Consider the following 24,045-nt stretch of genomic DNA (forward strand, 5'->3'; position numbering starts at 1 on the left):
CCGACACCCTCATCACCGAGGCCCGCCACGAGGCCGAACGGCTCCAGAACGAGACCGTCGCGGAGGCCGACCGGGTCCGTGCCGAGGCGCTGGCCGAGGCCGAGCAGCTGCTCGGGGAGGCCACCGACGAGGCCGAGCGGCTGCGTGCCGAGGCCGCGGAGACGGTCGGGTCCGCGCAGGCGCACGCGGAGCGGCTGCGTGCCGAGGCCGAGCGGGTCAGGGCGGACGCGGAGGCGGAGGCCGAACGGCTCGTCAACTCCGCGCGCGAGCAGGCCGAGCGGGCCCTGGACGAGGCCCGCAAGGACGCCAACAAGCGGCGCTCGGAGGCGGCCGAGCAGGTCGACAAGCTCATCACGGAGACCACGGCCGAGGCCGACAAGCTGCTGACCGAGGCTCAGCAGCAGGCGCTGAAGACCACCGCGGACGCCGAGTCGCAGGCCGACACGATGGTCGGCGCGGCCCGCAGCGAGGCCGACCGGATCGTCTCCGAGGCGACCATCGAGGGCAACTCGATGGTGGAGAAGGCCCGTACGGACGCCGACGAGCTGCTGGTCGGCGCCCGCCGGGACGCCACCGCGATCAGGCAGCGCGCGGAGGAGCTGCGCGACCGCATCACCAGCGAGATCGAGGAGCTGCACGAGCGGGCCCGCCGCGAGGCCGCCGAGACGATGAAGTCCACCGGCGACCGGTGCGACGCGCTCATCAAGGCCGCCGAGGAGCAGCTGGCGAAGGCCGAGGCCAAGGCCAAGGAGCTGGTCTCGGAGGCCAACTCCGAGGCGGGCAAGGTGCGGATCGCCGCGGTGAAGAAGGCGGAGGGGCTGCTCAAGGAGGCCGAGCAGAAGAAGGCCCGCCTGGTCAAGGAGGCCGAGGAGCTGAAGGCGGAGGCCATCCGCGAGGCCCGGCGCACGGTCGAGGAGGGCAAGCGGGAGCTGGAGATCCTGGTGCGCCGGCGCGAGGACATCAACGCGGAGATCTCGCGTGTCCAGGACGTACTGGAGGCGTTGGAGTCCTTCGAGGCCCCCACGGCCGGCAAGGACGGCGGAGTCAAGGCGGGCGCCACGGTGGGTGCCCCCCGTTCGGGTGGCAAGTCGTCGGAGAGCTAGCGCGGGAGGTACGTTCAGGTGTCTTCTGGGTGCTTTGCCCGACTCATCGGCAAGCCGTGTGACGGTCAGCCACCCGAAAGAGGTGCCATTCTCCAGATCAAAACCGTATCCGCTCGATGACACACCGCTTCGGCCCCTAGGATTCCCCCTATCACCTCACTCACCGGTCTCATTCGACAGGAACCCCATGAGCGACACTTCCCCCTACGGCTTCGAGCTTGTGCGGCGTGGGTACGACCGCGCTCAGGTGGACGAACGTATCTCCAAGCTCGTCTCCGACCGTGACAGCGCTCTCGCCCGCATCACCGCTCTGGAGAAGCGCATCGAGGAGCTGCACCTCGAGACGCAGAACGCCCAGGCCCAGATCACGGACGCCGAGCCGTCGTACGCGGGTCTCGGCGCGCGGGTCGAGAAGATCCTGCGCCTGGCCGAGGAAGAGGCAAAGGAGCTGCGTGAGGAGGCCCGGCGGGCGGCCGAGCAGCACCGCGACCTCGCCGAGTCGGCGGCCCAGCAGGTCCGCAACGACGCCGAGTCGTACGCGGTCGAGCGCAAGGCCAAGGCCGAGGACGAGGGCGTCCGGATCGTCGAGAAGGCCAAGGCCGACGCGGCCCAGCTGCGCGCCGAGGCCCAGAAGGACGCGCAGTCCAAGCGCGAGGAGGCGGACGCCCTCTTCGAGGAGACCCGCGCCAAGGCCGCGCAGGCCGCCGCCGACTTCGAGACCAACCTGGCCAAGCGCCGCGAGCAGTCCGAGCGCGACCTGGCCTCGCGTCAGCAGAAGGCCGAGAAGCGCCTCGCCGAGATCGAGCACCGCGCCGAGCAGCTGCGCCTGGAGGCGGAGAAGCTGCGCACCGACGCCGAGCGCCGGGCCCGCCAGACGGTGGAGACCGCCCAGCGCCAGGCCGAGGACATCGTGGCCGACGCCAACGCCAAGGCCGACCGCATCCGTTCGGAGTCCGAGCGGGAGCTGGCGGCGCTCACCAACCGCCGCGACTCCATCAACGCCCAGCTGACGAACGTCCGCGAGATGCTCGCCACGCTGACCGGTGCCGCGGTGGCCGCGGCCGGCACGTCCACCGACGACGAGCCGATCTCCCGGGGCGTTCCGGCGCAGCAGTCCCGGTAGGTCCGGGCAGTCGTACCACGCTCCGAGGGGCGGTGGGGACCTGTTCCCGCCGCCCCTTCGCCGTCGCTAGCGCAGGCCGTACAGGGGCGGCTCCTTCGTGCCCTCGCCGTTGACGACGATCCAGGTGCCGTCCGCGCGCAGCAGCCGGGTGTGCCCGGCCAACCGGTTGGTGGTGACCATGACGCCGTCGTCCTCGCCGATCCGGTCCCCGTCGGCGGTGTCGAAGGTCCACAGCCGGCCGTTCGGCCCGAGTACGGCGACCCGGTCGGGGCCGGTGGACACCAGAGCGGCGACCCCGTCCACCCCGGCGCGCCACAGCCGCCGTCCGTCACCGAGGGAGTAGGCCGAGACGTGGTCGGCGTCGTAGCCGCCCGGCTTCTGGGTGGCGACGACGAGGGTGTTCCGGCTCACCGTCGCCGGCAGGGCGGGCCGTGCCGTGAAGTCGTCGCCGCCCACCGCACGGAGCATCAGGTCCTCGTCGTCGGTGGAGAGCGGGATCCGCACCGGGTCGCCGTCGCCGCCGGGGTAGGCGAGGACGGCCGCGACACCGCGTTCGTCGCGTTCCGCCAGCAGCAGGGTGAACGGTTCGGCGGAGAGCACCATGGCCGTGTCGACGGGGCTCTCCACGGGCAGTGCCCGGCTGCCGCGCTGCCTGCCGGTGGCGCCGTCCAGGGTCACCACCCGTCCGCTGCCCTTCTCCTGGCCCTGGCAGGTGACCACGACCCGGGCGGTGCCGCCGGCCGCGGAGACGACGTCCGGCGCGCACGTCCCGTCGGCCTTCGCCCCGCGCAGGTCGGCGTTCCAGCGCGGCCGGCCGTCGGTGAGGCCGTACGCCTCCACCCCGGTGCCGGTCAGCGCGAGCGCCACGCCGCCGTCGGCCGCGAGCAGGCTGTCGCTGCCGGAGGTGAATCGGGGGACGCCCTCGATCCTCCGCTCCCACAGCCTGCGGCCGGTGCGGGTGTCGACGCCCCACACGGTGTCGCAGGGCTTGTCGTAGCGGGCGAACGCGACCAGGCCGACGCCGTCGGCGACGCCCTCGCTCATCCCGCACACCGATTCGCGCACCGGTGCCCGCAGCGTCCAGCGACGGTCGCCGTCGTGGGCGTCGTAGGCGGCCAGCGCGTCGCTGCGCACCCGGACCACGGTCGAACCGTGCCCGCCCACCGTCCACACGCCCTCGGCCCGTACGCTCGACGGCCGGTCGTGCTCGGCCTGCCAGGCGAGGTCGAGCACCGGTCCGCGCATCCACAGGTACGCCTGCCATCCGGGCCACAGCGCGAGCAGCACGCCGGTGACGGCGAGGACGGCGGGCAGGACCTTGCCGGGGCGCCGGTCGGTGAACTTCCCGATGGTGAGCAGCAGGGCGAGGTAGCCGGCGAAGGTCAGCGCGAACGCCAGGAGGAGCGTGGGAGTGGTGCCGTCGGGGCAGGGCCGGTACCGGCCGCCGCAGGAGCCGCCCGGGACGGACGTCCAGCCCAGGACGTGGAACTCCACCGCGAGCCCGGCCGCGGCCCCGGCGGCCGTCACCGCCGCCCCCGCCCGCCAGCCCGCGCGCGGTCTGCCGTCTTGGACCACCGTTCCCCCCACCCCTGCCCCGGCCCCCGGCGCCCCCGCGCCGATCAAGGAGGCTGGAGCATACCGCGACGGCTCGAGTGGCAGCCGCCCGGAGCCCGTCCTAGCGTGGCCGCATGATCGAGCTGGAGGGACTGACCAAGCGGTACGGCGACAAGGTGGCGGTCGACCACCTCACCTTCGCCGTCCGGCCGGGCGTCGTGACGGGGTTCCTGGGGCCCAACGGGGCCGGCAAGTCCACCACCATGCGGATGATCCTCGGGCTCGACCACCCCACGGCCGGCGACGTCCGCATCGACGGCACGCACTACGACCGGCTCAGGGACCCGCTGACGTACGTCGGCGCCCTGCTGGACGCCAAGGCCGTGCACGGCGGCCGGAGCGCCTACCACCACCTGCTCTGCCTCGCCCAGAGCAACGGCATCCCGTCGCGCCGGGTGGCGGAGGTGCTGGAGACCGTGGGGCTGACCGCCGTGGCGCGCAAGAAGGCCAAGGGGTTCTCGTACGGCATGGGGCAGCGGCTCGGGATCGCCGCGGCGCTGCTCGGGGACCCGCGGATCCTGATGTTCGACGAGCCGGTGAACGGCCTGGACCCGGAGGGCATCCACTGGATCCGGAACCTGATGAAGTCGCTGGCCGCGCAGGGCCGGACGGTGTTCGTGTCCAGCCACCTGATGAGCGAGATGGCGCTGACGGCCGATCACCTGGTGGTCATCGGGCAGGGCCGGCTGCTCGCGGACACCTCGATGGCCGACTTCATCCGGGCGAACGCGCGGTCGTACGTGCGCATCCGCTCCCCGCAGCGCGAGCGGCTGCTCGACGTGCTGCACCAGGCGGGGATCACCGTCGTGGAGGCGGGCGGCGAGGCGCTGGAGGTGGCGGGCGGCAAGGCCGAGCAGATCGGTGAACTGGCCGCGCGCAACGGACTCGTGCTGCACGAGCTGAGCCCGCGGCAGGCCTCGCTGGAGGAGGCGTTCATGCAGCTGACGGCGGAATCCGTGGAGTACCACGCGCACGCCGGGCCCGCCGCGGTCCCGCAGGACTGGGGCGCCGGCTGGAAGGGAGCCTGAGCCATGGCGGCCGTGCAGGTCATCCGGTCCGAGTGGACCAAGATCCGGTCGGTGGCGTCCACGGTGTGGACGCTGTCGCTGGCCGTGGTGGTCACCGTCGCCCTGGGCACGCTGATCTCCGCGCTGTCGAACAGCCAGTACGAGAACATGCCCCTGCGGCAGCGGCTCTCCTTCGATCCCACGGTGATCAGCTTCGCGGGCATGACCCTCGGCCAGCTCGCGATGATCGTGTTCGGGGTGCTGGTCGTCTCCAACGAGTACAGCACCGGCATGATCCGGGTCTCGCTGGCCGCCGTACCGCAGCGGGGCACGTTCCTCTTCTGCAAGGTCGCGGTGGCCGCGGCGCTCGCGCTCGCCGTCGGCATGGTGACGAGCTTCGCCGCGTTCTTCCTCGGCCAGGCCATGCTCGGCTCCCACCGGGCCGCCATCGGCGATCCCGGGGTGCTGCGCGCGGTGTTCGGCGGCGGGCTCTACATGATGCTGATCGCGATGTTCTCCATGGGCGTCGCCGCGATGCTGCGCTCGCCGATGCTGTCCCTGGGCATCCTGATGCCGTTCTTCTTCCTGATCTCCAACATCCTCGGCAACGTGGACGCCACCAAGAAGATCGGCCGGTTCCTGCCCGACCAGGCCGGCAGCCGGATCATGCAGGTGGTCCCCCGGCTGGGCGACGACACGCCCTACGGGCCGTGGGCCGGGCTCGGGATCATGGCGCTGTGGGTGCTCGCCGCGCTGGCGGGCGGCTACGTCCTCCTCAAACGCCGGGACGCCCAGTAGACGGGGCGGTCACCTCACGTAATGCTCTGGGCTTTACTCAGTCTTGGGCGGAACCGTCAGCTCCTGGATATCCTCCTAACCCTTACGGGGGCGTGTGCCCCGCTGTCCTGAACCTTTCGATGGGTGCGGAGCATGATCGAGGCTGTCGGCCTGACCAAGCGCTACGGCGACAAGACCGCCGTGTACAACCTTTCCTTCCAGGTGCGGCCAGGAGCCGTCACCGGCTTCCTGGGGCCCAACGGCTCGGGCAAGTCCACGACGATGCGGATGATCCTCGGGCTGGACAACCCCACGTCCGGGTCGGTCACCATCGGTGGCTTCCCGTACCGCAAGCTGCCCAACGCCCCCCGGCAGGTCGGCGCGCTGCTGGACGCCAAGGCCGTGCACGGCGGCCGGACCGCCCGCAACCACCTGCTGAGCCTCGCCCAGATGTCGGGCATCCCGGCCCGCCGCGTGGACGAGGTGCTCGGCGTCGTCGGCCTCCAGGGCGTGGCCCGGAAGCGCTCCAAGGGCTTCTCGCTCGGCATGGGCCAGCGCCTGGGCATCGCCGCCGCGCTGCTCGGCGACCCGCAGGTGCTGCTCTTCGACGAGCCGGTCAACGGCCTCGACCCCGAGGGCATCCTCTGGGTCCGCAACCTGATGAAGGCCCTGGCGGCCGAGGGCCGTACGGTCTTCGTCTCCTCGCACCTGATGAGCGAGATGGCGCTGACCGCCGACCACCTCATCGTGATCGGGCGCGGCCAGCTGCTCGCCGACATGAGCGTGAAGGACTTCATTTCGGCCAACTCCGCCGACTTCGCGCGCGTGCGCACCCCCGACACCGAGCCGCAGCTGCGCGAGAAGCTCACCTCCGCGCTCACCGAGGCGGGCGGGCACGTGCTGCCCGAGCAGGACGGCGCGCTGCGGGTGACCGGGCTGCCGCTGCCCCGCATCAGCGACCTCGCGCACGAGGCGGACGTCCGGCTGTGGGAGCTGTCCCCGCACCAGGCCTCGCTGGAGGAGGCGTACATGCGGATGACGCAGGGCGCCGTGGACTACCGCTCCACCGTCGACCAGAAGGCGGGCCTCCAGCAGCCGCTGCCGCCCGGCGCCCAGCCGCCGATGCCGGTCCCCGGCCAGGGCCAGCCCGGCTGGTACGCCCCGCCGCCGCCCCAGCAGGGCGGCCAGCCGCCCGCCGGGGGGCTGTACGGCGGCGCCCCGGGCGCGGGTACGGCACCGGTGGCGGCCAACCCGTACGCCCAGCCGGCCGCACCGGCCCAGCCCGCGCCCCCGGCCGCCCAGCCCGCCGCTCCGGCCGCGCAGGCCCCGCAGCCCGCGCAGGCTCCGTCGGCCGCCCCCGCGCCGCAGGCCCAGCCGCCGGTGCTGACCAAGGAGGCGCCGCCCGCCGCGTCGGCCGCCGCGGCCCCGCCCGTGCCCGCCGCCGCTCCCCCGGCCTCCGCGGCCGCCCCGGCACCCGCCGACCCCGCCCCCGCCGACCCGACCCAGCCCGAGGACGCCCGATGAGCACCCACCAGCCCCCGATGCCGCAGGCCCCCGCCGCGCCCGACTGGCAGGCGGCGCCCGGCGGGCCGTACCCCGGCTACACCTCGCCCATCCCGGTCGTGCGCACCCACCTCGGGCACGCGCTGGCCGCCGAGTGGACGAAGATCAAGTCGGTGCGCTCCACGATGTGGACGCTCGGCGTGTTCCTCGTGCTCGTCGTCGGCATCGGCCTGCTGGCCGGCGCCCTGATCGAGGCCAACTCCGACTACGACAGCCTGTCCGGCGAGAACCCGCTGTCCTTCGGCTTCTTCGGCCTGCTCGTCGGCAGCATCTGCATCATCACGCTCGGCGTGCTGACCACCGCCTCGGAGTACGGCACCGGCATGATCCGTACGACGATGACCGCGTGCCCCAGCCGGGGCCGGGTGCTCGCCGCCAAGTCGATCGTGTTCTTCGCCGTCGCCTTCGTCGTCACCCTGGTCACCTCCACCTTCGTGGCGATGGTCCAGGCGTCCATGCTGGAGAACACCGGCGCGCGTACCCCGTCCGGCGGGGACTGGTTGAAGGCCACCGTCGGCGTCAGCCTCTACATGGCGCTGCTCGGCCTGCTCTCGCTGCTGATCGGCTCGGTGATCCGGCACTCCGCGGGCGCCATCACCATCATGATCGGCGTGGTCCTCGCGCCGCTGGTGCTCGCGATGTTCATGGTGACGGAGTCGCTCGACAAGCTGCGCGAGTGGCTGTTCGAGTACTCGATCCCGAACCAGCTGGGCGTCTTCTACGCCAACTCCCTGAGCCAGTCGGGGCCGTCCGGCTGGGACCCGCTGTGGATCATGCTCGTGGTGACGGCGGCGGTGTACGCGGGCGCGTACTCGCTGCTGCACAGCCGGGACGTGTGAGCCCGGCCCGGACTCAGAACCTCGGCGCGTTACGGGACCGCTGCACCCGCGTGGTGCGGCGGTCCTTCGCGTTCCAGCAGGCCTTGTGCCAGTGCCGGCGGTCGTCGACGCCCGCGTGCTCCGGCCAGGCCACCACGTGCGGGACGCCGGAGGGGATCAGCTGGTCGCAGCCCGGGCAGCGGTAGGTCTTGCCCTCCGCGCTGGCCCCGGCGACATGCCGCACGCTCCAGTCCTCGCCCTGCCAGTTCTCGGTCGACTGCCAGCCGCCGTACCGGCCGGCGCGATCGTCCTCGGCGCTCCGGCCCGACGATCCGGCTGCCTTCTGTCGGTTGCGGCGCGGGGACACGGGACACCTCTCGGGGCTGTACAGGAAGCACGGGCTTCGTCCAGCCTACGCGTCGCCGTGGGGGGTACGCGTAAGGAACCAACCCATACAAGTCCCCTTCCAAGGCGACCCATTCTGCAGACAATCCGCAAATCTCTCCGCCAGGCCGTGTCCTGCGCACGTGTCAGACGGTTATGCCGGGTGGGGGAGCTCCGGGTCGGAGCCAAGGAAGCAGGAAATGCGATGTACGTAGGAAGTTTTGTGCTGGCGGCCCAGTTCCCGGGCCAGGGCCCCGGGGAGGCCCTGCACCGGGCGGTCCGCTCGGCCGAGGTCGCCGAGCAGTCCGGGCTGGACGCGGTGTGGCTCGCCGAGCACCACTTCGTGCCCTACGGCACGTGCCCGTCCGCGGTGACCCTGGCCGCGCTGCTGCTCGGCCGCACCCGCCGCATCCGGGTCGGCACGGCGGTCAGCGTACTGCCCACGGCCCACCCGGTCGCCCTCGGCGAGCAGGCCGCGCTGCTCCACCACACCAGCGGCGGGCGGTTCTCGCTGGGCGTCGGGCGCGGCGGCCCCTGGGTCGACCTGGAGGTGTTCGGCACGGGACTGCGGGCGTACGAACACGGGTTCCCGGAGTCCCTCGACCTGCTGCTGCGCTGGCTGAGCGAACCGTCCGTGGCGGCCTCCGGCGAGCGGTTCTCCTTCCGCGAGGTGCCGGTCGTACCCCGGCCGGCCGAGGCCCTGACGGAGACCCCCGGCCCGGAGGTGGTCCTCGCCTGCACCTCACCGGCGAGCGTCCGGCTGGCCGCCGAGCGCGGGCTGCCGATGCTGCTCGGCATGCACGTCGGGGACGAGGAGAAGGCCGAGATGGTCGCCCTGTGGCGGCGCTGCGCCCGGGCGGCGGGCCGGCCGGCCGAGGAGATCGCGGCCGCCGCCCATGTCTCGGCCGGGGTCTGCCAGCTCGCCGACCGGCGCACCGACGCCGTCGAGACGCTGACGAAGGCGATGCCGGGGTGGCTGAAAGAGGGCCTCGGGGCCCATGTGACGGTGGACGGACGGGCGCGCACGATGCGCGACCCGCACGCCTACACCGAACTGCTCTGCGGGCTGCACCCGGTGGGCACCCCGCGGCTCGCGGCCGACCGGCTCGCCGCCACCTCGGAGCGCACCGGTATCTCCCGCTTCGCCCTCCTGGTGGAGGGCTCGGGCGACCTCGCGGCCACCGAGGAGAACCTGCGGCGCCTGGGCGCCGAGGTGCTGCCCCAGCTGCGCTGACCTACGGCTCCCCCCGCGGGGCCGCCTGGGGGCTTGCCGCCCCGGTACTGCATGCACCTCCCACGGGTGGAGCGGCAAGCCGACGGCTCTCCGTCCGGGCCGTACCGAAACCGCGCGTCAGCAGTCCCGGAGCTCCGGCGACTGGTTCAGCAACTGGCTGCGCACCGACGTGAAGCGGGCCAACGTCTCGTCCACCGAGGCGTCCGGCGGGAACACCGCCACGCGGTGGCAGTTCTGGAAGGCCAGCCGCACACCGAAGTGCCGCTGCAGCGCGCCGCGGATGGCGTCACTCGCGAGCGCACGCAGCAGCTGACCGCGCGCCTGCTCGTCCGGCGGGGGCGTCTGGTTGTCGGCGAAGGGGCCGCCGTCGACCTTCAGCTGGGCCACCAGGGAGCTGATCATCTCCCATGCGTAGGGCAGGGAGGTCCGGACGCAGTCGACGAATGCTGCTTCGTCGACCTCGCCTCGCTCGGCCTGTTCGAGTAGGGCCGGTGAGACGTCGAGCGACATGGGTTCTCCTCTCGCACCCCCGAGGCGCAGGGGTTGCCGGACAGATAAGGGAGTTCGCGATTTCGAACACGCTCGGTACACGGGCCGCAACCTCCCGTCTCTACGGTAGGCAACGGTAGGTGACCACACCAGCAGAATGCGTATATGGAACGGTCCGGTTACGCCCACAATCGGCCAGGGATGAACAAGAGTTTCAAGGGATAAATGGGGCGATCCACAGGGAGCGGGACGGGCGGATCGCGAGCACCTGCGGGCGTCGAGTAGCGTTGCCGACCATGCGTCTCGTCATTGCCCGGTGCTCGGTCGACTACGCCGGCCGGCTCACCGCCCACCTGCCCTCGGCGCCGCGCCTGATCCTGGTCAAGGCGGACGGCAGCGTTTCCATCCACGCCGACGACCGGGCCTACAAGCCGCTCAACTGGATGTCGCCGCCCTGCACGCTGAAGGAGGGGACGGGCGAGGACGAGGGCGTGTGGACCGTCGTCAACAAAGCGGGCGAGAAACTGATCATCACGATGGAGGAGATCCTCCACGACTCCTCGCACGAACTCGGGGTGGACCCGGGGCTGATCAAGGACGGCGTGGAAGCGCACCTCCAGGAACTCCTGGCCGACCGCATCGAGACGCTCGGCGAGGGCTACACCCTCATCCGCCGCGAGTACATGACCGCGATCGGCCCCGTGGACATCCTCTGCCGGGACGCCGACGGCGGGACGGTCGCGGTCGAGATCAAGCGCCGGGGCGAGATCGACGGCGTCGAGCAGCTCACGCGCTACCTCGAACTGCTCAACCGCGACCCGCACCTCGCGCCGGTCCGCGGCGTCTTCGCCGCCCAGGAGATCAAGCCCCAGGCCCGCGTCCTCGCCACCGACCGCGGCATCAACTGCCAGATCCTCGACTACGACGCCCTGCGCGGCATCGAGGACGACAAGCTCCGCTTGTTCTAGCCACCGGCTCCGGTCCCGCCCTGCCGCCGCGCGCGCCTCGCCCCTTCGCGGTGAGCGCCGTCGCGGCCCGCAGGGAGGCCGCCCGGCGCCGGGCGGTGCGGTGTCACATCACCGTGCCGGTCGTGCCCGGGGCGGTCTGGGACGCTGACGCGCTGCTCGACGTGCCCCCGGCGGAGCCGTCCGTGCCGCCGCCCGTCGTCGTGGTGCCGGTGTCGCCTCCCGTGGTGCCGTCGGTGGTGCCACCCGTGGTGCCACCCGTGGTGCCGTCCGTCGTACCGCCGGTGGTGCCGCCCGTCGTCCCGGTGGAGCCGCCGGTGGTGCCGCCTCCGGTGGTGCCGCCCGTGCCGCCGCCGGTCGTCGTGCCGCCGCCGGTCGAACCACCGCTCGTCGTACCGCCGGACGTCGTGCCGCCCGTCGTGGTCCCGCCCGTGCCGCCGCCGGTCGTGGTGCCGCCCGTCGAACTTCCGCCCGACGAGCCCGTCGAGCCGCCCGGCTTGGGCGACCTGGACGGGGAACCGGAGGGCGAGGTGTCGGAGGGGGTCGGCTCGGCGCTCTTCGACGGGCCGGGGACGCGGGCCGGCGGGACGGGATCGTCCGCCGTGCCGTACGTGCCGTCGGGGCCCGGCGACGTGGGCCGGCTGCGGGCCGAGCCGGTGTCGGTCGGGTCCTCGGCCACGCCGCCGTCGGTCAGGCCCTGGGTGGCGGAGGGATTGGCGTCGACCTTGCCGGCCGGCTTCCGCTCGGCGTCGTCGGGGGACGTCATGCCGAGCGTGACGACCGTGCCGAGCACGACGGCGAGCAGCGCGCCGGAACCGGCCGCCACGACGTTGCGCCGGGCCAGCCGCCGGATGCCGCCGCCCTTCGCCGCCGGCTGCGGGAGCTGCCGGGTGACCAGGGTGTCTCCCGCGGGACCGAACGGCGGTGGCGTCGGCTCCTCGGGCCGCGGCCGGGCCGGCTCCTCCCCCGCCGGGAGGGCGGGCGGGCCGGGCACCTCGCCGGCCCGGTCGGCGAGCAGGGCCAGGGCGCGGCGGCCGGCGACCGTGCCCCGCTTGTCGGCGAGGGCGCCGCGCAGCCCGCCGGAGGCCTCCAGCTCGGCGCGGGCCCGGTCGAGCTGTCCGGCGCACAGCGCGAGGATGCCCAACTCATGGTGGAAATAGGCTTGTTCCGTTACCTCGCCGGCCAGCCGGGAGGCCTCCGCGCCGGACCGCAGGGCGCGTTCCCAGGCGCTCCAGTGGAGCCCGGCGGCGAAGGCGGGCGCGGCCGTACGGGCCAGCCGTACGGCACCGCTCTCCTCGCCCTCGGTGGACGGGGACGTGTGCGGTACGACGGCGGCGAGCGCGGCCAGCACCGCGTCGGCCTCCGCGCAGACCCGTTCCGGGGTGACCGAGGGGTGGCCGGCCCACCAGGCGTAGTGCTGGGCGGCGGTGCGGGCGTGGTCGGTGGCGTCGTCGGCGTATCCGGCGGCCTCCAGCTGGGTCTGCACGCCGGCCGCGAGCCGGTACCGGGCGCCGACCGGGGAGACCAGACCGCAGCTCGCCAGCTCGCCGAGGGCGGCGTCCGCGTGGGTGTCGCCGACCAGCGCGGGCAGGTGCGCCTGGTGGGGTATCTCGCCGCCGAGGGCGACCGCGAAGCGGAGGGCGGCCCGGGCGGAGGCGCTCAGCCGGGAGGCGAGCAGCGGTGCGGGGGCCGCGGCCTCGCCCAGGGAGGGCAGCGGAACCGCGTCCCCGGGTTCCACCGGTACGTCCGCCGGCGGGCGGACGTCCTCGAAGACGCCGTACTCGTCCACCGCGCCGGCGCTGGCCCGCAGCTCGTCGCGCTGCCGGAGCAGGGCGCCGGCCTGGACGAACCGCAGGGGCAGCCCCTCGGACTCGAACCAGAGGTCGCCGGCCCAGTTGGCCTCCTCCTCGGTGAGCACCCGCCCGACGGTCCGCTCCAGGATCTCCACGCCGGCGGCACGGTCGAGGCCGGCGAGGAACACCTCCTCCACGTCGGACTCGGCGGAGGGCGCGGGCACGTCGGGGGTGGCGCCGAACAGGAAGGCGCACTCGGGGGTGGCGTCGAGCAGTTCCTCCAGGGCGGTGCCGCCGAACTCCAGGTCGTCCAGGACGACGACCGCGCCGATCTCCCGGGTGCCGGCGAGGAGTTCCTCCGGGTCGGGGCGGTGGCCGGGGGCGTCGTAGACGGCGTGGAACAGGTCGTGCAGGAGGTCGTCGGCCGTGCGGTGCAGGCCGTTCAGGCGGACCACGCCGTCGGGGGCGAGGTCCAGGCAGTCCTCGGCGACCAGGTCGAGCAGGGCGGTGCGGCCGGAGCCGGCCGGTCCGGTGAGGCGGACCGAGCGGCCGCGGGCCAGCAGGCGGACCAGGCGTTCGCGTACGTCCTGGCGTTCCAGCAGGGAGAGCGCCGGCTGGGCGGGGCCGGGCGGCACGGGCGGCCGGGCGGCGCGTTCGGTCTCGGCGCGCTCGGCGGCGGTGCGCTTGCGGGGCCGGCCGGGGAGCCGGGCCGGCGGGCAGGGTTCTATCTCGCTGCCGTCGACCGGGTTGACGGTCAGCTGGAGGTCGCCGGAGACGAGCTGGGCCATGCGGGCGGGAGCGGCCGTGCCCGGGGCGATGTCGGAGGTGAGGGAGTCCCGGGGCGGGCGGCGGCTGTGCGCCTGACCGTGCTCCTCGGGTCCCGGGTTGATCGGGTCCATGGGTTCATGCCCCCCAAAAGCGTCGTGTGCCCGTGTTCGGCCCCTCCCGGCCTTGTCGCACACCGCGCTGTCGCTTCTGGTCCGGGCCCGCTCGGTCGAGGGTCGCGAGACGGCGGGCGACCGCACCTTAAACCTTGGCCCAGTATCTCCGACAGGGCGGGGTGCCATGCGGTCCGAGACGTCACGGTCTTGTGAGGATTGCGTTCGCACTGCGCTGACGTGCGCTTCCGCGGGTGCACCCGGGTCTCCCCCGCCGCCCGCTCCACCCCGTGCGCGCCTCGGTCGCACGAGCACCGCGGGCACCGCACCGCCGCGGACACCGCGCCGTCGTCACGGGTTTCACACCCGGGGCAGCGACTCCACCCCGATGCCGCCCTCGATGGCGAGGATGCGGTGCAGCCGGGTCGCGACCAGCAGGCGCTGCATCTGCGGGGGCACGCCCCGCAGCACCAGACGGCGCCCGCAGCGGCCGGCCCGCCGGTGGGCACCCATGATCACCCCGAGTCCGGTGGCGTCCCAGGAGTCCAGTTCGGACAGGTCGAGCACCAGGTCGCCGACTCCGGTGTCGACGGCCGAGTGCAGGGCCGTACGGGCGTCCGCCGCGCTGCGGACGTCGAGGCGGCCCCCGACGACCAGCTCGGCGTGGTCGCCCCTGATGTACATATGCGCTCCCCGTTGAGTGAGGTTGGCGTACTCGGTGACGGTGCTGTGCAACGTCTGACTGTGCGAGTGGCGGTGCGGTTGCTGTTTGTAAGCGAACCGATACCGAATTCACCCCCGGGAGTGACACTCCCGGGGAGTTTGTTGCGGGATGGGTGACTTAGTACCTGTAGAAGCCCTGCCCGCTCTTGCGGCCGATGTCACCGGCGTCCACCATCCGGCGCATCAGCTCCGGCGGGGCGAACTTCTCGTCCTGGGACTCGGTGTAGATGTTGCTCGTGGCGTGCAACAGGATGTCCACGCCGGTGAGGTCGGCGGTGGCGAGCGGGCCCATCGCGTGACCGAAGCCCAGCTTGCAGGCGAGGTCGATGTCCTCGGCGGTCGCGACGCCGGACTCGTACAGCTTGGTGGCCTCGACGACGAGGGCGGAGATCAGCCGGGTGGTGACGAAGCCGGCGACGTCCCGGTTGACGACGATGCAGGTCTTGCCGACGGACTCGGCGAACTCCCGGGCGGTGGCCAGGGTTTCGTCGCTGGTCTTGTAGCCGCGGACGAGTTCGACGAGCTGCATCATCGGCACCGGCGAGAAGAAGTGCACGCCGACGACCCGCTCGGGGTGCTCGGTGGCGGCCGCGATCTTGGTGATCGGGATGGCGGAGGTGTTGGAGGCGAGCACGGCGTCCTCGCGCACGATCTTGTCGAGCGTGCGGAAGATCTCGTGCTTGACCTCCAGCTTCTCGAAGACGGCCTCCACGACGACGTCGGCGTCGGCCGCGGCGTCCAGGTCGGTGGTCGGGGTGATGCGCGCGAGGGCGGCCTCGGCGTCCTCCGCCGCCAGCTTGCCCTTGCCGACGAACTTGTCGTACGAGGCCTTGATGCCGTCGGTGCCGCGCTTCAGTGCCTCGTCGGTGACGTCCCGCAGGACGACCTCCCAGCCCGCCTGAGCGGAGACCTGAGCGATACCGGATCCCATGAGACCGGCCCCGATGACGGCGAGCTTCCGTGCCACTCCGACTCCCTATGAACGCGGTGAAGGTCTGCCTCTCCGGCGGACCCTAGCGCTCCGGCGCCGCTGTGTGACCGGTAAGTAACGCGCGTCACGTCTCATTTGACGGACATCACACCGCCAGGGGTCACGCCGCGGCTCGGACGGCGTAGTTGAGCACCGTTTCGCTCAACAGGTCCTCGATGTCGTCCAGGAGAACCAGTACCTCTCGTGACACTTCGACCGGTTTGCGCCCGGCGAGCATCTCGCGGCCGATGGTGACGAAGACGGACTGGTGGATCCAGCAGATCTGACCGGCCATCAGGTCGGGCAGCGGGTCGCCGGCGGGGGCGCCGGTCTCCTCGCGCAGGGCCGCTTCCAGGGTGTCGTGGATCTCCTGCTGGAGGCTCCACAGGCGGGAGCGCAGGGGCGGTGCCTCGTGGATGACCCGCATGAAGCGGTCGTAGCCCTCCATCAGGCCGACCCGGGGCGAGACGGCCTCGACCTCCCCGCGCAGTTCGCGCAGGACGGCGCGCGCGGCGGATTCCCCGGCGTCCCGGCCCCGGACCCAGCGGGCGAGCCGGTCGACCGTGCCGGCGGAGCGGTCGAAGAAGAGGTCCTCCTTGGCGGGGAAGTAGTTGTAGACGGTGTTGACCGAGACGTCGGCGGCCGCGGCGATCTCCGCGACGGTCACCGCCTCGAAGCCGCGCTCCAGGAACAGCCCCGTGGCGACGTCCGAGATGTACTGCCGGGTCTGCCGCTTCTTCCGCTCCCTGAGCCCCTCTGCCATGCCCGCATCCTAACTTCGCTGGACACCCCCAAAACTTGGGGTCATTGCAAAATTTCAGGGACTCTGTTTTTCTGGAGGCATGGCAGCAGTCATCAGCACGGCGGGCCTGGCCCGCACCTTCCGGACGAAAGCCGGACCCGTCGACGCCGTCCGCGGCATCGACCTCACCGTCCACGAGGGCGAGATCCTCGGCTTCCTCGGCCCCAACGGCGCCGGCAAGACCACCACCCTGCGGATGCTCACCACCCTGCTGGCGCCGACCGGCGGCGCGGCCACCGTCGCCGGGCACGACCTCGTGGCCGATCCGGCCGGGGTGCGCCGGGCCAGCGGCTACGTCGCCCAGTCCGGCGGGGTCGATCCGCAGATCACCGTGCGGGAGGAACTGGTCACCCAGGCCCGGCTGTACCGCCTGCCGAAGGCGGAGGCGGTAGCCCGCGCCGGGGAACTGGCCGCGGAACTGGACCTCACCGCGCTCCTCGACCGCAGGACCGGCGCGCTCTCCGGCGGCCAGCGGCGCCGCCTGGACATCGCGATGGCGCTCACGCACCGGCCGAAGGTGCTGTTCCTGGACGAGCCGACGACCGGCCTGGACCCCGGCAGCCGCGCCGACCTGTGGGACCTGGTGCGCCGGCTGCGCGACGCGCACGGCACGACCGTCTTCCTGACCACCCACTACCTGGACGAGGCCGACGCGCTCGCCGACCGCCTGGTGATCGTCGACCGCGGCACGGTCGCCGCCGAGGGCACCCCGGGCGCGCTCAAGCTCCGCTACGGCGGCTCGCTCGACGCCACCCTCCAGGACACCTTCCTCGCCGTCACCGGCCGCGGGCCCTCCCCGGCCGACACCGCCCCCGTAGCCGTCTAGGACCGCACATGCTTCTGAATGACACGGCCCTCGTCTACGGCCGCTATCTCCGTCAGTCCCTGCGCTCCCGCTTCGCGCTGCTCTTCGGGGTGCTCACGCCCCTGCTCTACCTGCTCTTCTTCGGCCCGCTGCTCACCGGTCTGCCGCTGGGCGGACAGGGCAGCTCCTGGCAGGTGCTGGTGCCCGGCCTGCTGCTCCAGCTGGGCCTGTTCGGCGCCCTGTTCGCCGGGTTCACGGTCATCGTCGAGAAGGGGCAGGGGGTGGTGGAGCGGATGCGGGTCACCCCGGTCAGCCGGCTCGCCCTGCTGCTCGGCCGGGTGCTGCGGGACGCCACGGTGTTCGTCTTCCAGGCGGTGCTGCTGGTGCTGGCCGCGCTCGTGCTGGGTCTGCGCGCGCCGCTGGCCGGCGTCCTGATCGGCTTCGCCTTCGTCGCCCTGCTCACGCTGTCGCTGGCCTCGGTGTCGTACGCGCTCGGTATGAGGGTCCGCACCCCGCAGGAGTTCGGCCCGCTGATCAACATGGTGTCGATGCCGTCGATGCTGCTGTCCGGCCTGATGCTCCCGATGACCCTGGCGCCGGCCTGGCTGGACGTGCTGTCGCACTTCGTCCCGTTCCGCTACCTGGTGGACGCCGTCCGGGACGCGTACGTCGGCCATTACACGAGCGCGCACATGCTCTACGGCGTCCTGGTCGCCGTCGGTTTCGCCGCGCTGTCCGTGACGGTGGGCACACGGGTGTTCCGGACGGCCGGGGCGTAACTACGCTGGCCGTATGGTCAATCTGACGCGCATCTACACCAGGACCGGCGACCAGGGCACCACCAGTCTCGGCGACATGAGCCGGGTGCCCAAGACGGACCTGAGGATCTCCGCCTATGCGGACGCCAACGAGGCGAACGCGGTGATCGGCACCGCCATCGCGCTGGGCGGCCTGGAGGAGGAGATCGTCGCGGTCCTCACCCGCGTCCAGAACGACCTGTTCGACGTGGGTGCGGACCTGTCGACGCCGGTGGTGGAGAACCCGGAGTTCCCGCCGCTCCGGGTGGAGCAGTTCTACGTCGACCGGCTGGAGGCGGACTGCGACCGCTTCAACGAGCGGCTGGAGAAGCTGCGCTCCTTCATCCTGCCGGGCGGCACCCCGGGCGCCGCCCTCCTGCACCAGGCGTGCACGGTCGTACGCCGGGCCGAGCGGTCCACCTGGGCGGCCCTGGAGGTGCACGGCGAGACGATGAACCCGCTCACCGCGACCTACCTGAACCGCCTCTCCGACCTGCTGTTCATCCTGGCCCGCAGCGCCAACCGGGAGGCCGGCGACGTGCTGTGGGTCCCGGGCGGGGAACGCTAGCTCCTGCCCCGGTCAGTCGCCGGTGGTGCCGTCGGTCAGCTCGCGCAGGATGTCGAGGTGGCCGTTGTGCCGGGCCGTCTCCTCGATGAGGTGGAGCAGGATCCAGCGCAGGTCGACCGCGCTGCCGTCCTGCCGCTTCTGCCGCGCCTTGGTGTCCAGGTCGTGCGCGGCGACCAGTTCGTCGTGGCGCGCGGCCTCCTCGGCGTACTCCGCGAGCAGCCGGGACAGCGGGATGTCCACGGCGATCCGCATCTCGCGGTCGGGGTCGTCCTCGGTCCAGGGGCCCTGGTCCTCCTCTCCCAGGAAGACGACCCGGAACCAGAAGTACTCGACCCATCGCAGGTGGTTGATCAGCCCGCTCAGGGTCATCAGGGGCGAGCCGGGCAGGTGCGCCTTGCGGGCGTCCTCGTCGGAGAGTCCCTCGCACTTGGCCCGCGCGGTGGCGCGGACGTAGGTGAGGAAGGTGGTCAGCTGGGCGCGCTCGTCCCAGGCGGGAGGCGTGTCGGTGCGTGTCATCGCCGCGATGATGTCCCGGCGCCCGTCTCGGTGTCGACAGACTTTTCGGCAGCACCGCCGGCGGCCGCGCCCCGCGGCTCGCGCTTCGGGAAGAGCGTGTAGCTGACGGCGATGAGCACGTTGATGCCGATCACCCACAGCATGCGCACCTGCCACGCCCGCAGCGAGCCGGTGTCCCCGGCGTCGCCGACGTACCAGACGGCGCCCTGGAGCAGGGCGAGGGAGACCACCGAGGCCAGGATCCAGCGGCCCGCGACCTTCCACTCGTGCACGGCGCGGGCGGTGCCGTACCTGGGGGGCTTCACGGGAGGCGGGCCGCCGGCGAAGCGGTGCGCCACCCGGGCGTCCGCCCACCTGATGGTGGAGTGGCCGAGGCCGACGGTGAAGCCGATGTAGACCGCGGCCAGGCCGTGCCGCCAGTCCGGTTCGGCGCCGTTCCTCAGGTCGACCGCGGTGACGGCGAACAGCACGATCTCCAGGAGCGGCTCGCACAGCAGCAGGGCCAGGCCGGTGCGCGGCATCCGGAACGCGTACCGGAAGGCCAGCCCGGCCGCCAGCAGCACCCAGAACGCCACCTCACAGGCGATGATCAGTCCGACGATCACGGTTCGCTCCCCTCGTTCGCCGTTCCAGGCTCCCGGCCCGGGCCGGCCGTGTCGTCGTCGGCGCAGAGGAATCCGGCGTAAGCGAAAGTCGCAGTGGGGCACCCTCCCCGCGGTGCAGGAAAGCCGCCCCTGCGCCGTGTTGGATAGGGAGCATGGCCCGCACGACAGGGGGCACGGCCCGCCCGCTGCCCCGCCCGCACCGTGACGACTGGTACATCGCCGTGGGCGGACTGCTCGGCGGGGTGCTGCTGTGGGTGCCCGGCATCCATGCGCGCGTGTCGACGGACGAACTGGTGCTGTGGCACGCGGTCTGGGCGCCGCTGGTGCCCCTCGTGGTGATCGCGGCCTGTGAGCCGCTGCGCCGGATCCGGCCCCGCCTCGGCCTGCTGGTCGGCACCGCCGCGCTGACCCTGGACACGGTGACCCTCGGCAGCCTGGCCACCGTCGTGCTGTACACCGACCTGGTGTACGCGGCGGTGCTGTACGGCACCCCCGCCTCGGCCCGCCGCATCCCCTGGATCGCCGGATTCCTGACCGTGCTCGGCGGGGTCGTACCGGCGGCGCTGTGGCGGGATCCGCGCGGTCTGCTGATCGGGGTCGGGGTCGGTGTGGTGGCACTGGCCCCCGCCGCCACGGGCGCCCTGGTCCGGGACCACCGCGACGCCGCCGAGGCCGCCCGGCTGCGTGCCGAACAGACCGCGCTGCTGGCCGAGATGGACCGGGCCCAGGCGGTGACGGCCGAACGAGCGCGGGTGGCACGGGAGTTGCACGACATGGTCGCCAACCACCTGTCCGCGATCGCCATCCACTCCACGGCCGCGCTCTCCCTGGACGATCCGAAGACGTCCCGGGACGCGCTGGCCGTCATCCGGGAGAACAGCGTCGAGGGACTGGCCGAGATGCGCCGTCTGATCGGGATCCTGCGCAGCAGCGGCGGCGACCGGGAACCCTCCGCCACGCCCACCCTGGAGGGGCTCACCGCCCTGGTCGAGGGCGCCCGCGTCAACGGCCTGGACGTCGCCCTGGACGCCGAGCACGGCCGCGTGCCCGCGCCGGTCGAGCTGGCCGCGTACCGGATCGTGCAGGAGTCGCTGACCAACGCGCTCAAACACGGGGCGGACGGGCCCGTCCGGGTCAGCCTGCGGCAGGCCGACGGCTCGCTGCGGGTGCGGGTGACGAGCCCGTACCGGCCCGGTGACCGGCCGCGCGCCCCGGGCTCGGGCGCCGGGCTCGCGGGGATGCGGGAGCGGGCCGCGCTGCTCGGCGGGCGGTTCGAGGCCGGTCCCGAGGCGGGCCTGTGGGCCGTACGCGCCGAACTTCCGCTCACCGAAGGAGACTGAGAGCATGATCCGGGTCCTGGTCGCCGAGGACCAGTCCGCCGTCCGCGCCGGGCTGGTGCTGATCCTGGGCAGCGCGCCCGACATCGAGGTGGCCGGGGAGGCGGCGGACGGCCAGCGGGCGGTGGAGCTGGCCCGGGAGCTGCGGCCCGACGTGGTGCTGATGGATGTGCAGATGCCGCTGCTGGACGGGGTGTCGGCGACCCGGCGGATCGTCGGGGAGCGGCTCGCCGACGTGCTCGTGCTGACCACCTTCGACCTCGACGAGTACGTCTTCGGGGCGCTGCGGGCGGGCGCGGCCGGGTTCCTGCTGAAGAACACCGAGGCGCGGGACCTGCTGGAGGCGGTGCGGACGGTGGCGCGCGGGGAGGGCATCGTGGCGCCGGCCGTGACCCGGCGGCTGATCGCCGAGTTCGCCTCGGCCCCGGTGCGGGGCGGGGGGCCCGATCCGGCCGTGCTGGAGGGGCTGACCCGGCGGGAGCGGGAGGTGCTGGGCTGCATCGGCGAGGGCCTGTCCAACGCGCAGATCGCGGCCCGGCTGGAGATGGCGGAGGGCACGGTGAAGACGCACGTCAGCCGGTTGCTGGCCAAGCTGGAGCTGCGCAGCCGGGTGCAAGCGGCCGTCCTGGCCCGCGAGTTGGGGCTCTAGCCCCGGCTGCCCCGAAGTGGTCCAGACCTATTGACCTGTGGTCCAGACCTTTCTACCCTCGCAGCACCGTGGGCATGAAGGCTCAGTCATGCCCCTGACACCCCCGACGACGAGGGAGGCGCAGCATGCGCTTCAGACACAGAGCCGCGGCGGCATTCGCGACCCTGTTGCTCCCCATGGCCGGCGCGGTCGGCCTCGCGAGCCCCGCCCAGGCCGCCACCAACGCCACGGCCACCTTCACCAAGACCAGCGACTGGGGCACCGGCTTCGGTGGCCAGTGGACCGTCAAGAACACCGGCACCAGCACCATCAGCTCCTGGACCGTCGAGTGGGACTTCCCCTCCGGCACCAAGGTCACCTCGGCCTGGGACGCCACGGTCACCAACTCCGGTGACCACTGGACCGCCAAGAACGTCGGCTGGAACGGCACCATCGCCCCCGGCGCCTCCGTCTCCTTCGGCTTCAACGGCTCGGGCCCCGGCTCCCCGTCCAGCTGCAAGCTCAACGGCGACAGCTGCGACGGTACGACGGTCCCGGGCGACGCGGCCCCCTCAGCCCCCGGCACCCCCACCGCCTCCTCGGTCACCGACACCTCGGTGAAGCTCTCCTGGAGCGCGGCCACCGACGACAAGGGCGTCAAGAACTACGACGTGCTGCGCGACGGCACCAAGGTCGCCACGGTCACCACCACGTCGTACACCGACACCGGCCTGACCGCCGGCACCGACTACTCCTACACCGTGCGGGCCCGCGACACCGCCGACCAGACCGGCCCGGCCAGCGGCGCGGTCAAGGTCCACACCACCGGCGGCGGCACCACTCCGCCCACCGGCGACAAGGTCAAGCTCGGCTACTTCACCGAGTGGGGCATCTACGGCCGCAACTACAACGTCAAGAACCTGGTGACGTCCGGCTCCGCGTCCAAGATCACGCACATCAACTACGCCTTCGGCAACGTCACCGGCGGCAAGTGCGCGATCGGCGACTCCTACGCCGACTACGACAAGGCCTTCACCGCCGACCAGTCGGTCAGCGGCGTCGCCGACACCTGGGACCAGCCGCTGCGCGGCAACTTCAACCAGCTGCGCCAGCTGAAGGCCAAGTACCCGAACATCAAGGTGCTGTGGTCCTTCGGCGGCTGGACGTGGTCCGGCGGCTTCGGCGAGGCCGCGAAGAACCCGGCCGCCTTCGCCCAGTCCTGCTACGACCTGGTCGAGGACCCGCGCTGGGCCGACGTCTTCGACGGCATCGACATCGACTGGGAGTACCCCAACGCCTGCGGTCTGTCCTGTGACACCAGCGGGAACGCGGCCTTCAAGAACCTGATGTCCGCGCTGCGCGCCAAGTTCGGCTCGAACAACCTGGTCACCGCGGCCACCACGGCCGACGGCTCGGCCGGCGGCAAGATCGAGGCCGCCGACTACGCCGGCGCGGCCCAGTACGTCGACTGGTACAACGTGATGACGTACGACTTCTTCGGCGCCTGGGACGCCAAGGGCCCGACGGCCCCGCACTCCCCGCTCACCTCGTACGACGGCATCCCGAAGGCGGGCTTCACCACCGCCGACGCGATGGCCAAGTTCAAGGCGGTCGGCGTGCCCGCGAAGAAGCTGCTCATCGGCATCGGCTTCTACGGCCGCGGCTGGACCGGCGTCACCCAGGACGCCCCCGGCGGCACCGCCACCGGCCCGGCGTCCGGCACGTACGAGCAGGGCATCGAGGACTACAAGGTCCTGAAGTCGTCCTGCCCGGCCACCGGAACGATCGCCGGCACGGCGTACGCGCACTGCGGCAGCAACTGGTGGTCGTACGACACCCCCGCCACCATCAAGTCGAAGATGGCCTGGGCCGACAACCAGGGCCTCGGCGGGGCGTTCTTCTGGGAGTTCAGCGGCGACACCAGCAACGGTGAACTGGTGAACGCCATCAGCAGCAACCTGTAAAAAGATCGCCTAAGCCACGTTGACACGCTGACCGGGCGGGGCTGCCTCCAGCCACGCGAGGAATCCGGTCAGCGCGTCTTCGCTCATGGCGAGTTCGAGGCGGACACCCCGATGGGTACAGGCGAGGACCACCGCGTCGGACAGCAGCGCCAGCTCCTCCTCGCCCTCGGGCAGCCGGCGGCCGGCCACCTCGATCTGCGCCCGCTCCAGAGTGCGGCGGGGGCGGAAGGCGTAGGAGAAGACCCGGTACCACTCGATGCGGTCGCCGTTGTAGCGGGCGACGCCGTAGGACCAGCCCTTGCCGCCCGCGTCCGGTTTCTCGGGCACGTCCCAGCGCAGGGAACAGTCGAAGGTGCCGCCGGAACGCTGGATCAGCCTGCGGCGCAGACCGAACAGGAACAGCCCCACCACCACGAGCGCCACTACGATCCCGCACACAGTCAGAGCGAGGACCATCGGCACCGACCTCCTCGTCTCCTAGGTAACGGAACGTAAAAAACACACGCGTCGTCCTGCTCTCCAGCTTCGCGGCCGTCGCCACCGACACCGACAACGTCCTGTCCGAGTTCATGATCGACTCGG

The 24,045-nt window shown here is 72.4% G+C and carries 23 protein-coding genes and 1 pseudogene; 14 read left to right on the plus strand and 10 right to left on the minus strand.

From position 1 onward, the window contains the following. A pseudogene (locus ABZ923_RS35085) lies at positions 1-1,103 on the plus strand (hypothetical protein); the annotation flags it as partial. 187 nt (positions 1,104-1,290) lie between these two features. After that, the gene (locus ABZ923_RS35090; RefSeq protein WP_361480313.1) at positions 1,291-2,226 is read left to right on the plus strand and encodes a cellulose-binding protein; all 936 of its coding nucleotides are present in this window, start codon (positions 1,291-1,293) and stop codon (positions 2,224-2,226) included. Positions 2,227-2,292: 66 nt separating this feature from the next. Here ABZ923_RS35090 and ABZ923_RS35095 read toward each other — a convergent pair whose 3' ends face one another. Beyond that, entirely contained in the window at positions 2,293-3,753 is a 1,461-nt protein-coding gene (locus ABZ923_RS35095) for a PQQ-binding-like beta-propeller repeat protein (protein ID WP_361480316.1), read from the minus strand. A gap of 161 nt (positions 3,754-3,914) precedes the next feature. On the opposite strand from ABZ923_RS35095, the gene ABZ923_RS35100 reads away from it, so the two are divergent. From ABZ923_RS35100 to ABZ923_RS35115, 4 genes are all read left to right on the plus strand, one after another. Next, positions 3,915-4,868, plus strand: a complete 954-nt coding sequence (locus tag ABZ923_RS35100) for an ATP-binding cassette domain-containing protein (protein ID WP_361480319.1) — start codon at positions 3,915-3,917, stop codon at positions 4,866-4,868. A 3-nt stretch (positions 4,869-4,871) separates the two neighbouring features. Beyond that, positions 4,872-5,645 (plus strand): ABC transporter permease, encoded by a 774-nt coding sequence (locus ABZ923_RS35105; RefSeq protein ID WP_361480322.1) that lies wholly within the window; start codon positions 4,872-4,874, stop codon positions 5,643-5,645. 132 nt (positions 5,646-5,777) lie between these two features. Then, on the plus strand, positions 5,778-7,148 hold the full coding sequence (locus ABZ923_RS35110) for an ABC transporter ATP-binding protein (RefSeq protein ID WP_361480325.1): 1,371 nt from the start codon (positions 5,778-5,780) through the stop codon (positions 7,146-7,148). Beyond that, positions 7,145-8,026, plus strand: coding sequence for an ABC transporter permease (locus tag ABZ923_RS35115; protein WP_361480328.1), 882 nt, complete (start codon positions 7,145-7,147; stop codon positions 8,024-8,026). Before ABZ923_RS35110 ends, ABZ923_RS35115 begins: the two co-directional genes overlap by 4 nt. 13 nt (positions 8,027-8,039) lie before the next feature. Here ABZ923_RS35115 and ABZ923_RS35120 read toward each other — a convergent pair whose 3' ends face one another. Beyond that, entirely contained in the window at positions 8,040-8,372 is a 333-nt protein-coding gene (locus ABZ923_RS35120; RefSeq protein ID WP_361480331.1) for an ATP/GTP-binding protein, read from the minus strand. A gap of 222 nt (positions 8,373-8,594) precedes the next feature. Here ABZ923_RS35120 and ABZ923_RS35125 point away from each other — a divergent pair, with 222 nt between their 5' ends. Next, entirely contained in the window at positions 8,595-9,623 is a 1,029-nt protein-coding gene (locus ABZ923_RS35125; protein ID WP_361480334.1) for an LLM class flavin-dependent oxidoreductase, read from the plus strand. 117 nt (positions 9,624-9,740) lie between these two features. Here ABZ923_RS35125 and ABZ923_RS35130 read toward each other — a convergent pair whose 3' ends face one another. Then, positions 9,741-10,133: an SCO5389 family protein gene (locus ABZ923_RS35130; protein WP_030339308.1), complete on the minus strand. Its 393-nt coding sequence runs from the start codon at positions 10,131-10,133 to the stop codon at positions 9,741-9,743. A gap of 275 nt (positions 10,134-10,408) precedes the next feature. Here ABZ923_RS35130 and nucS point away from each other — a divergent pair, with 275 nt between their 5' ends. Next, on the plus strand, positions 10,409-11,080 hold the full coding sequence (nucS, locus tag ABZ923_RS35135; RefSeq protein WP_208034453.1) for an endonuclease NucS: 672 nt from the start codon (positions 10,409-10,411) through the stop codon (positions 11,078-11,080). A gap of 103 nt (positions 11,081-11,183) precedes the next feature. Here nucS and ABZ923_RS35140 read toward each other — a convergent pair whose 3' ends face one another. The 4 genes from ABZ923_RS35140 to ABZ923_RS35155 form a co-directional block, all read right to left on the minus strand. Beyond that, positions 11,184-13,769, minus strand: a complete 2,586-nt coding sequence (locus ABZ923_RS35140; RefSeq protein ID WP_361480338.1) for an ATP-binding protein — start codon at positions 13,767-13,769, stop codon at positions 11,184-11,186. A gap of 339 nt (positions 13,770-14,108) precedes the next feature. Beyond that, the gene (locus ABZ923_RS35145; RefSeq protein WP_030656141.1) at positions 14,109-14,432 is read right to left on the minus strand and encodes an STAS domain-containing protein; all 324 of its coding nucleotides are present in this window, start codon (positions 14,430-14,432) and stop codon (positions 14,109-14,111) included. Positions 14,433-14,589: 157 nt separating this feature from the next. After that, positions 14,590-15,438 carry a 3-hydroxyacyl-CoA dehydrogenase family protein gene (locus tag ABZ923_RS35150; protein WP_361480341.1) on the minus strand — a complete coding sequence of 283 codons (849 nt, stop codon included), beginning with the start codon at positions 15,436-15,438 and terminating at the stop codon, positions 14,590-14,592. Positions 15,439-15,562: 124 nt separating this feature from the next. Beyond that, positions 15,563-16,204, minus strand: coding sequence for a TetR/AcrR family transcriptional regulator (locus ABZ923_RS35155; RefSeq protein WP_361480344.1), 642 nt, complete (start codon positions 16,202-16,204; stop codon positions 15,563-15,565). A 79-nt stretch (positions 16,205-16,283) separates the two neighbouring features. On the opposite strand from ABZ923_RS35155, the gene ABZ923_RS35160 reads away from it, so the two are divergent. From ABZ923_RS35160 to ABZ923_RS35170, 3 genes are read left to right on the plus strand one after another with little or no spacing between them, the layout of a single operon-like run. Then, positions 16,284-17,069, plus strand: coding sequence for an ATP-binding cassette domain-containing protein (locus ABZ923_RS35160; RefSeq protein ID WP_361480347.1), 786 nt, complete (start codon positions 16,284-16,286; stop codon positions 17,067-17,069). An 8-nt stretch (positions 17,070-17,077) separates the two neighbouring features. Continuing rightward, positions 17,078-17,827, plus strand: coding sequence for an ABC transporter permease (locus ABZ923_RS35165; protein ID WP_361480350.1), 750 nt, complete (start codon positions 17,078-17,080; stop codon positions 17,825-17,827). Positions 17,828-17,840: 13 nt separating this feature from the next. Further along, a complete protein-coding gene (locus tag ABZ923_RS35170; protein WP_361480353.1) occupies positions 17,841-18,413 on the plus strand; it encodes a cob(I)yrinic acid a,c-diamide adenosyltransferase in 573 nt (190 codons plus the stop codon). 12 nt (positions 18,414-18,425) lie between these two features. On the opposite strand, the gene ABZ923_RS35175 is transcribed toward ABZ923_RS35170, so the two are convergent. Then, on the minus strand, positions 18,426-18,929 hold the full coding sequence (locus ABZ923_RS35175; protein ID WP_361480356.1) for a DinB family protein: 504 nt from the start codon (positions 18,927-18,929) through the stop codon (positions 18,426-18,428). Further along, positions 18,926-19,534 carry a hypothetical protein gene (locus tag ABZ923_RS35180; RefSeq protein WP_361480359.1) on the minus strand — a complete coding sequence of 203 codons (609 nt, stop codon included), beginning with the start codon at positions 19,532-19,534 and terminating at the stop codon, positions 18,926-18,928. Before ABZ923_RS35180 ends, ABZ923_RS35175 begins: the two co-directional genes overlap by 4 nt. A gap of 152 nt (positions 19,535-19,686) precedes the next feature. On the opposite strand from ABZ923_RS35180, the gene ABZ923_RS35185 reads away from it, so the two are divergent. The 3 genes from ABZ923_RS35185 (at position 19,687) to ABZ923_RS35195 (ending at position 23,463) form a co-directional block, all read left to right on the plus strand. After that, positions 19,687-20,874: a histidine kinase gene (locus ABZ923_RS35185; RefSeq protein ID WP_361480362.1), complete on the plus strand. Its 1,188-nt coding sequence runs from the start codon at positions 19,687-19,689 to the stop codon at positions 20,872-20,874. A gap of 4 nt (positions 20,875-20,878) precedes the next feature. Then, entirely contained in the window at positions 20,879-21,520 is a 642-nt protein-coding gene (locus tag ABZ923_RS35190) for a response regulator transcription factor (protein ID WP_361480365.1), read from the plus strand. A gap of 125 nt (positions 21,521-21,645) precedes the next feature. After that, complete coding sequence (locus tag ABZ923_RS35195; RefSeq protein WP_361480368.1) at positions 21,646-23,463, plus strand: glycoside hydrolase family 18 chitinase; 1,818 nt, start codon at positions 21,646-21,648, stop codon at positions 23,461-23,463. 9 nt (positions 23,464-23,472) lie between these two features. Here ABZ923_RS35195 and ABZ923_RS35200 read toward each other — a convergent pair whose 3' ends face one another. Next, the gene (locus ABZ923_RS35200; protein WP_356154730.1) at positions 23,473-23,919 is read right to left on the minus strand and encodes a DUF2550 domain-containing protein; all 447 of its coding nucleotides are present in this window, start codon (positions 23,917-23,919) and stop codon (positions 23,473-23,475) included. Positions 23,920-24,045: the final 126 nt, after the last annotated feature.

Origin of the sequence: Streptomyces sp. NPDC046881 (assembly GCF_040645015.1) — a bacterium.
In the GTDB taxonomy this organism is placed as follows: domain Bacteria; phylum Actinomycetota; class Actinomycetes; order Streptomycetales; family Streptomycetaceae; genus Streptomyces.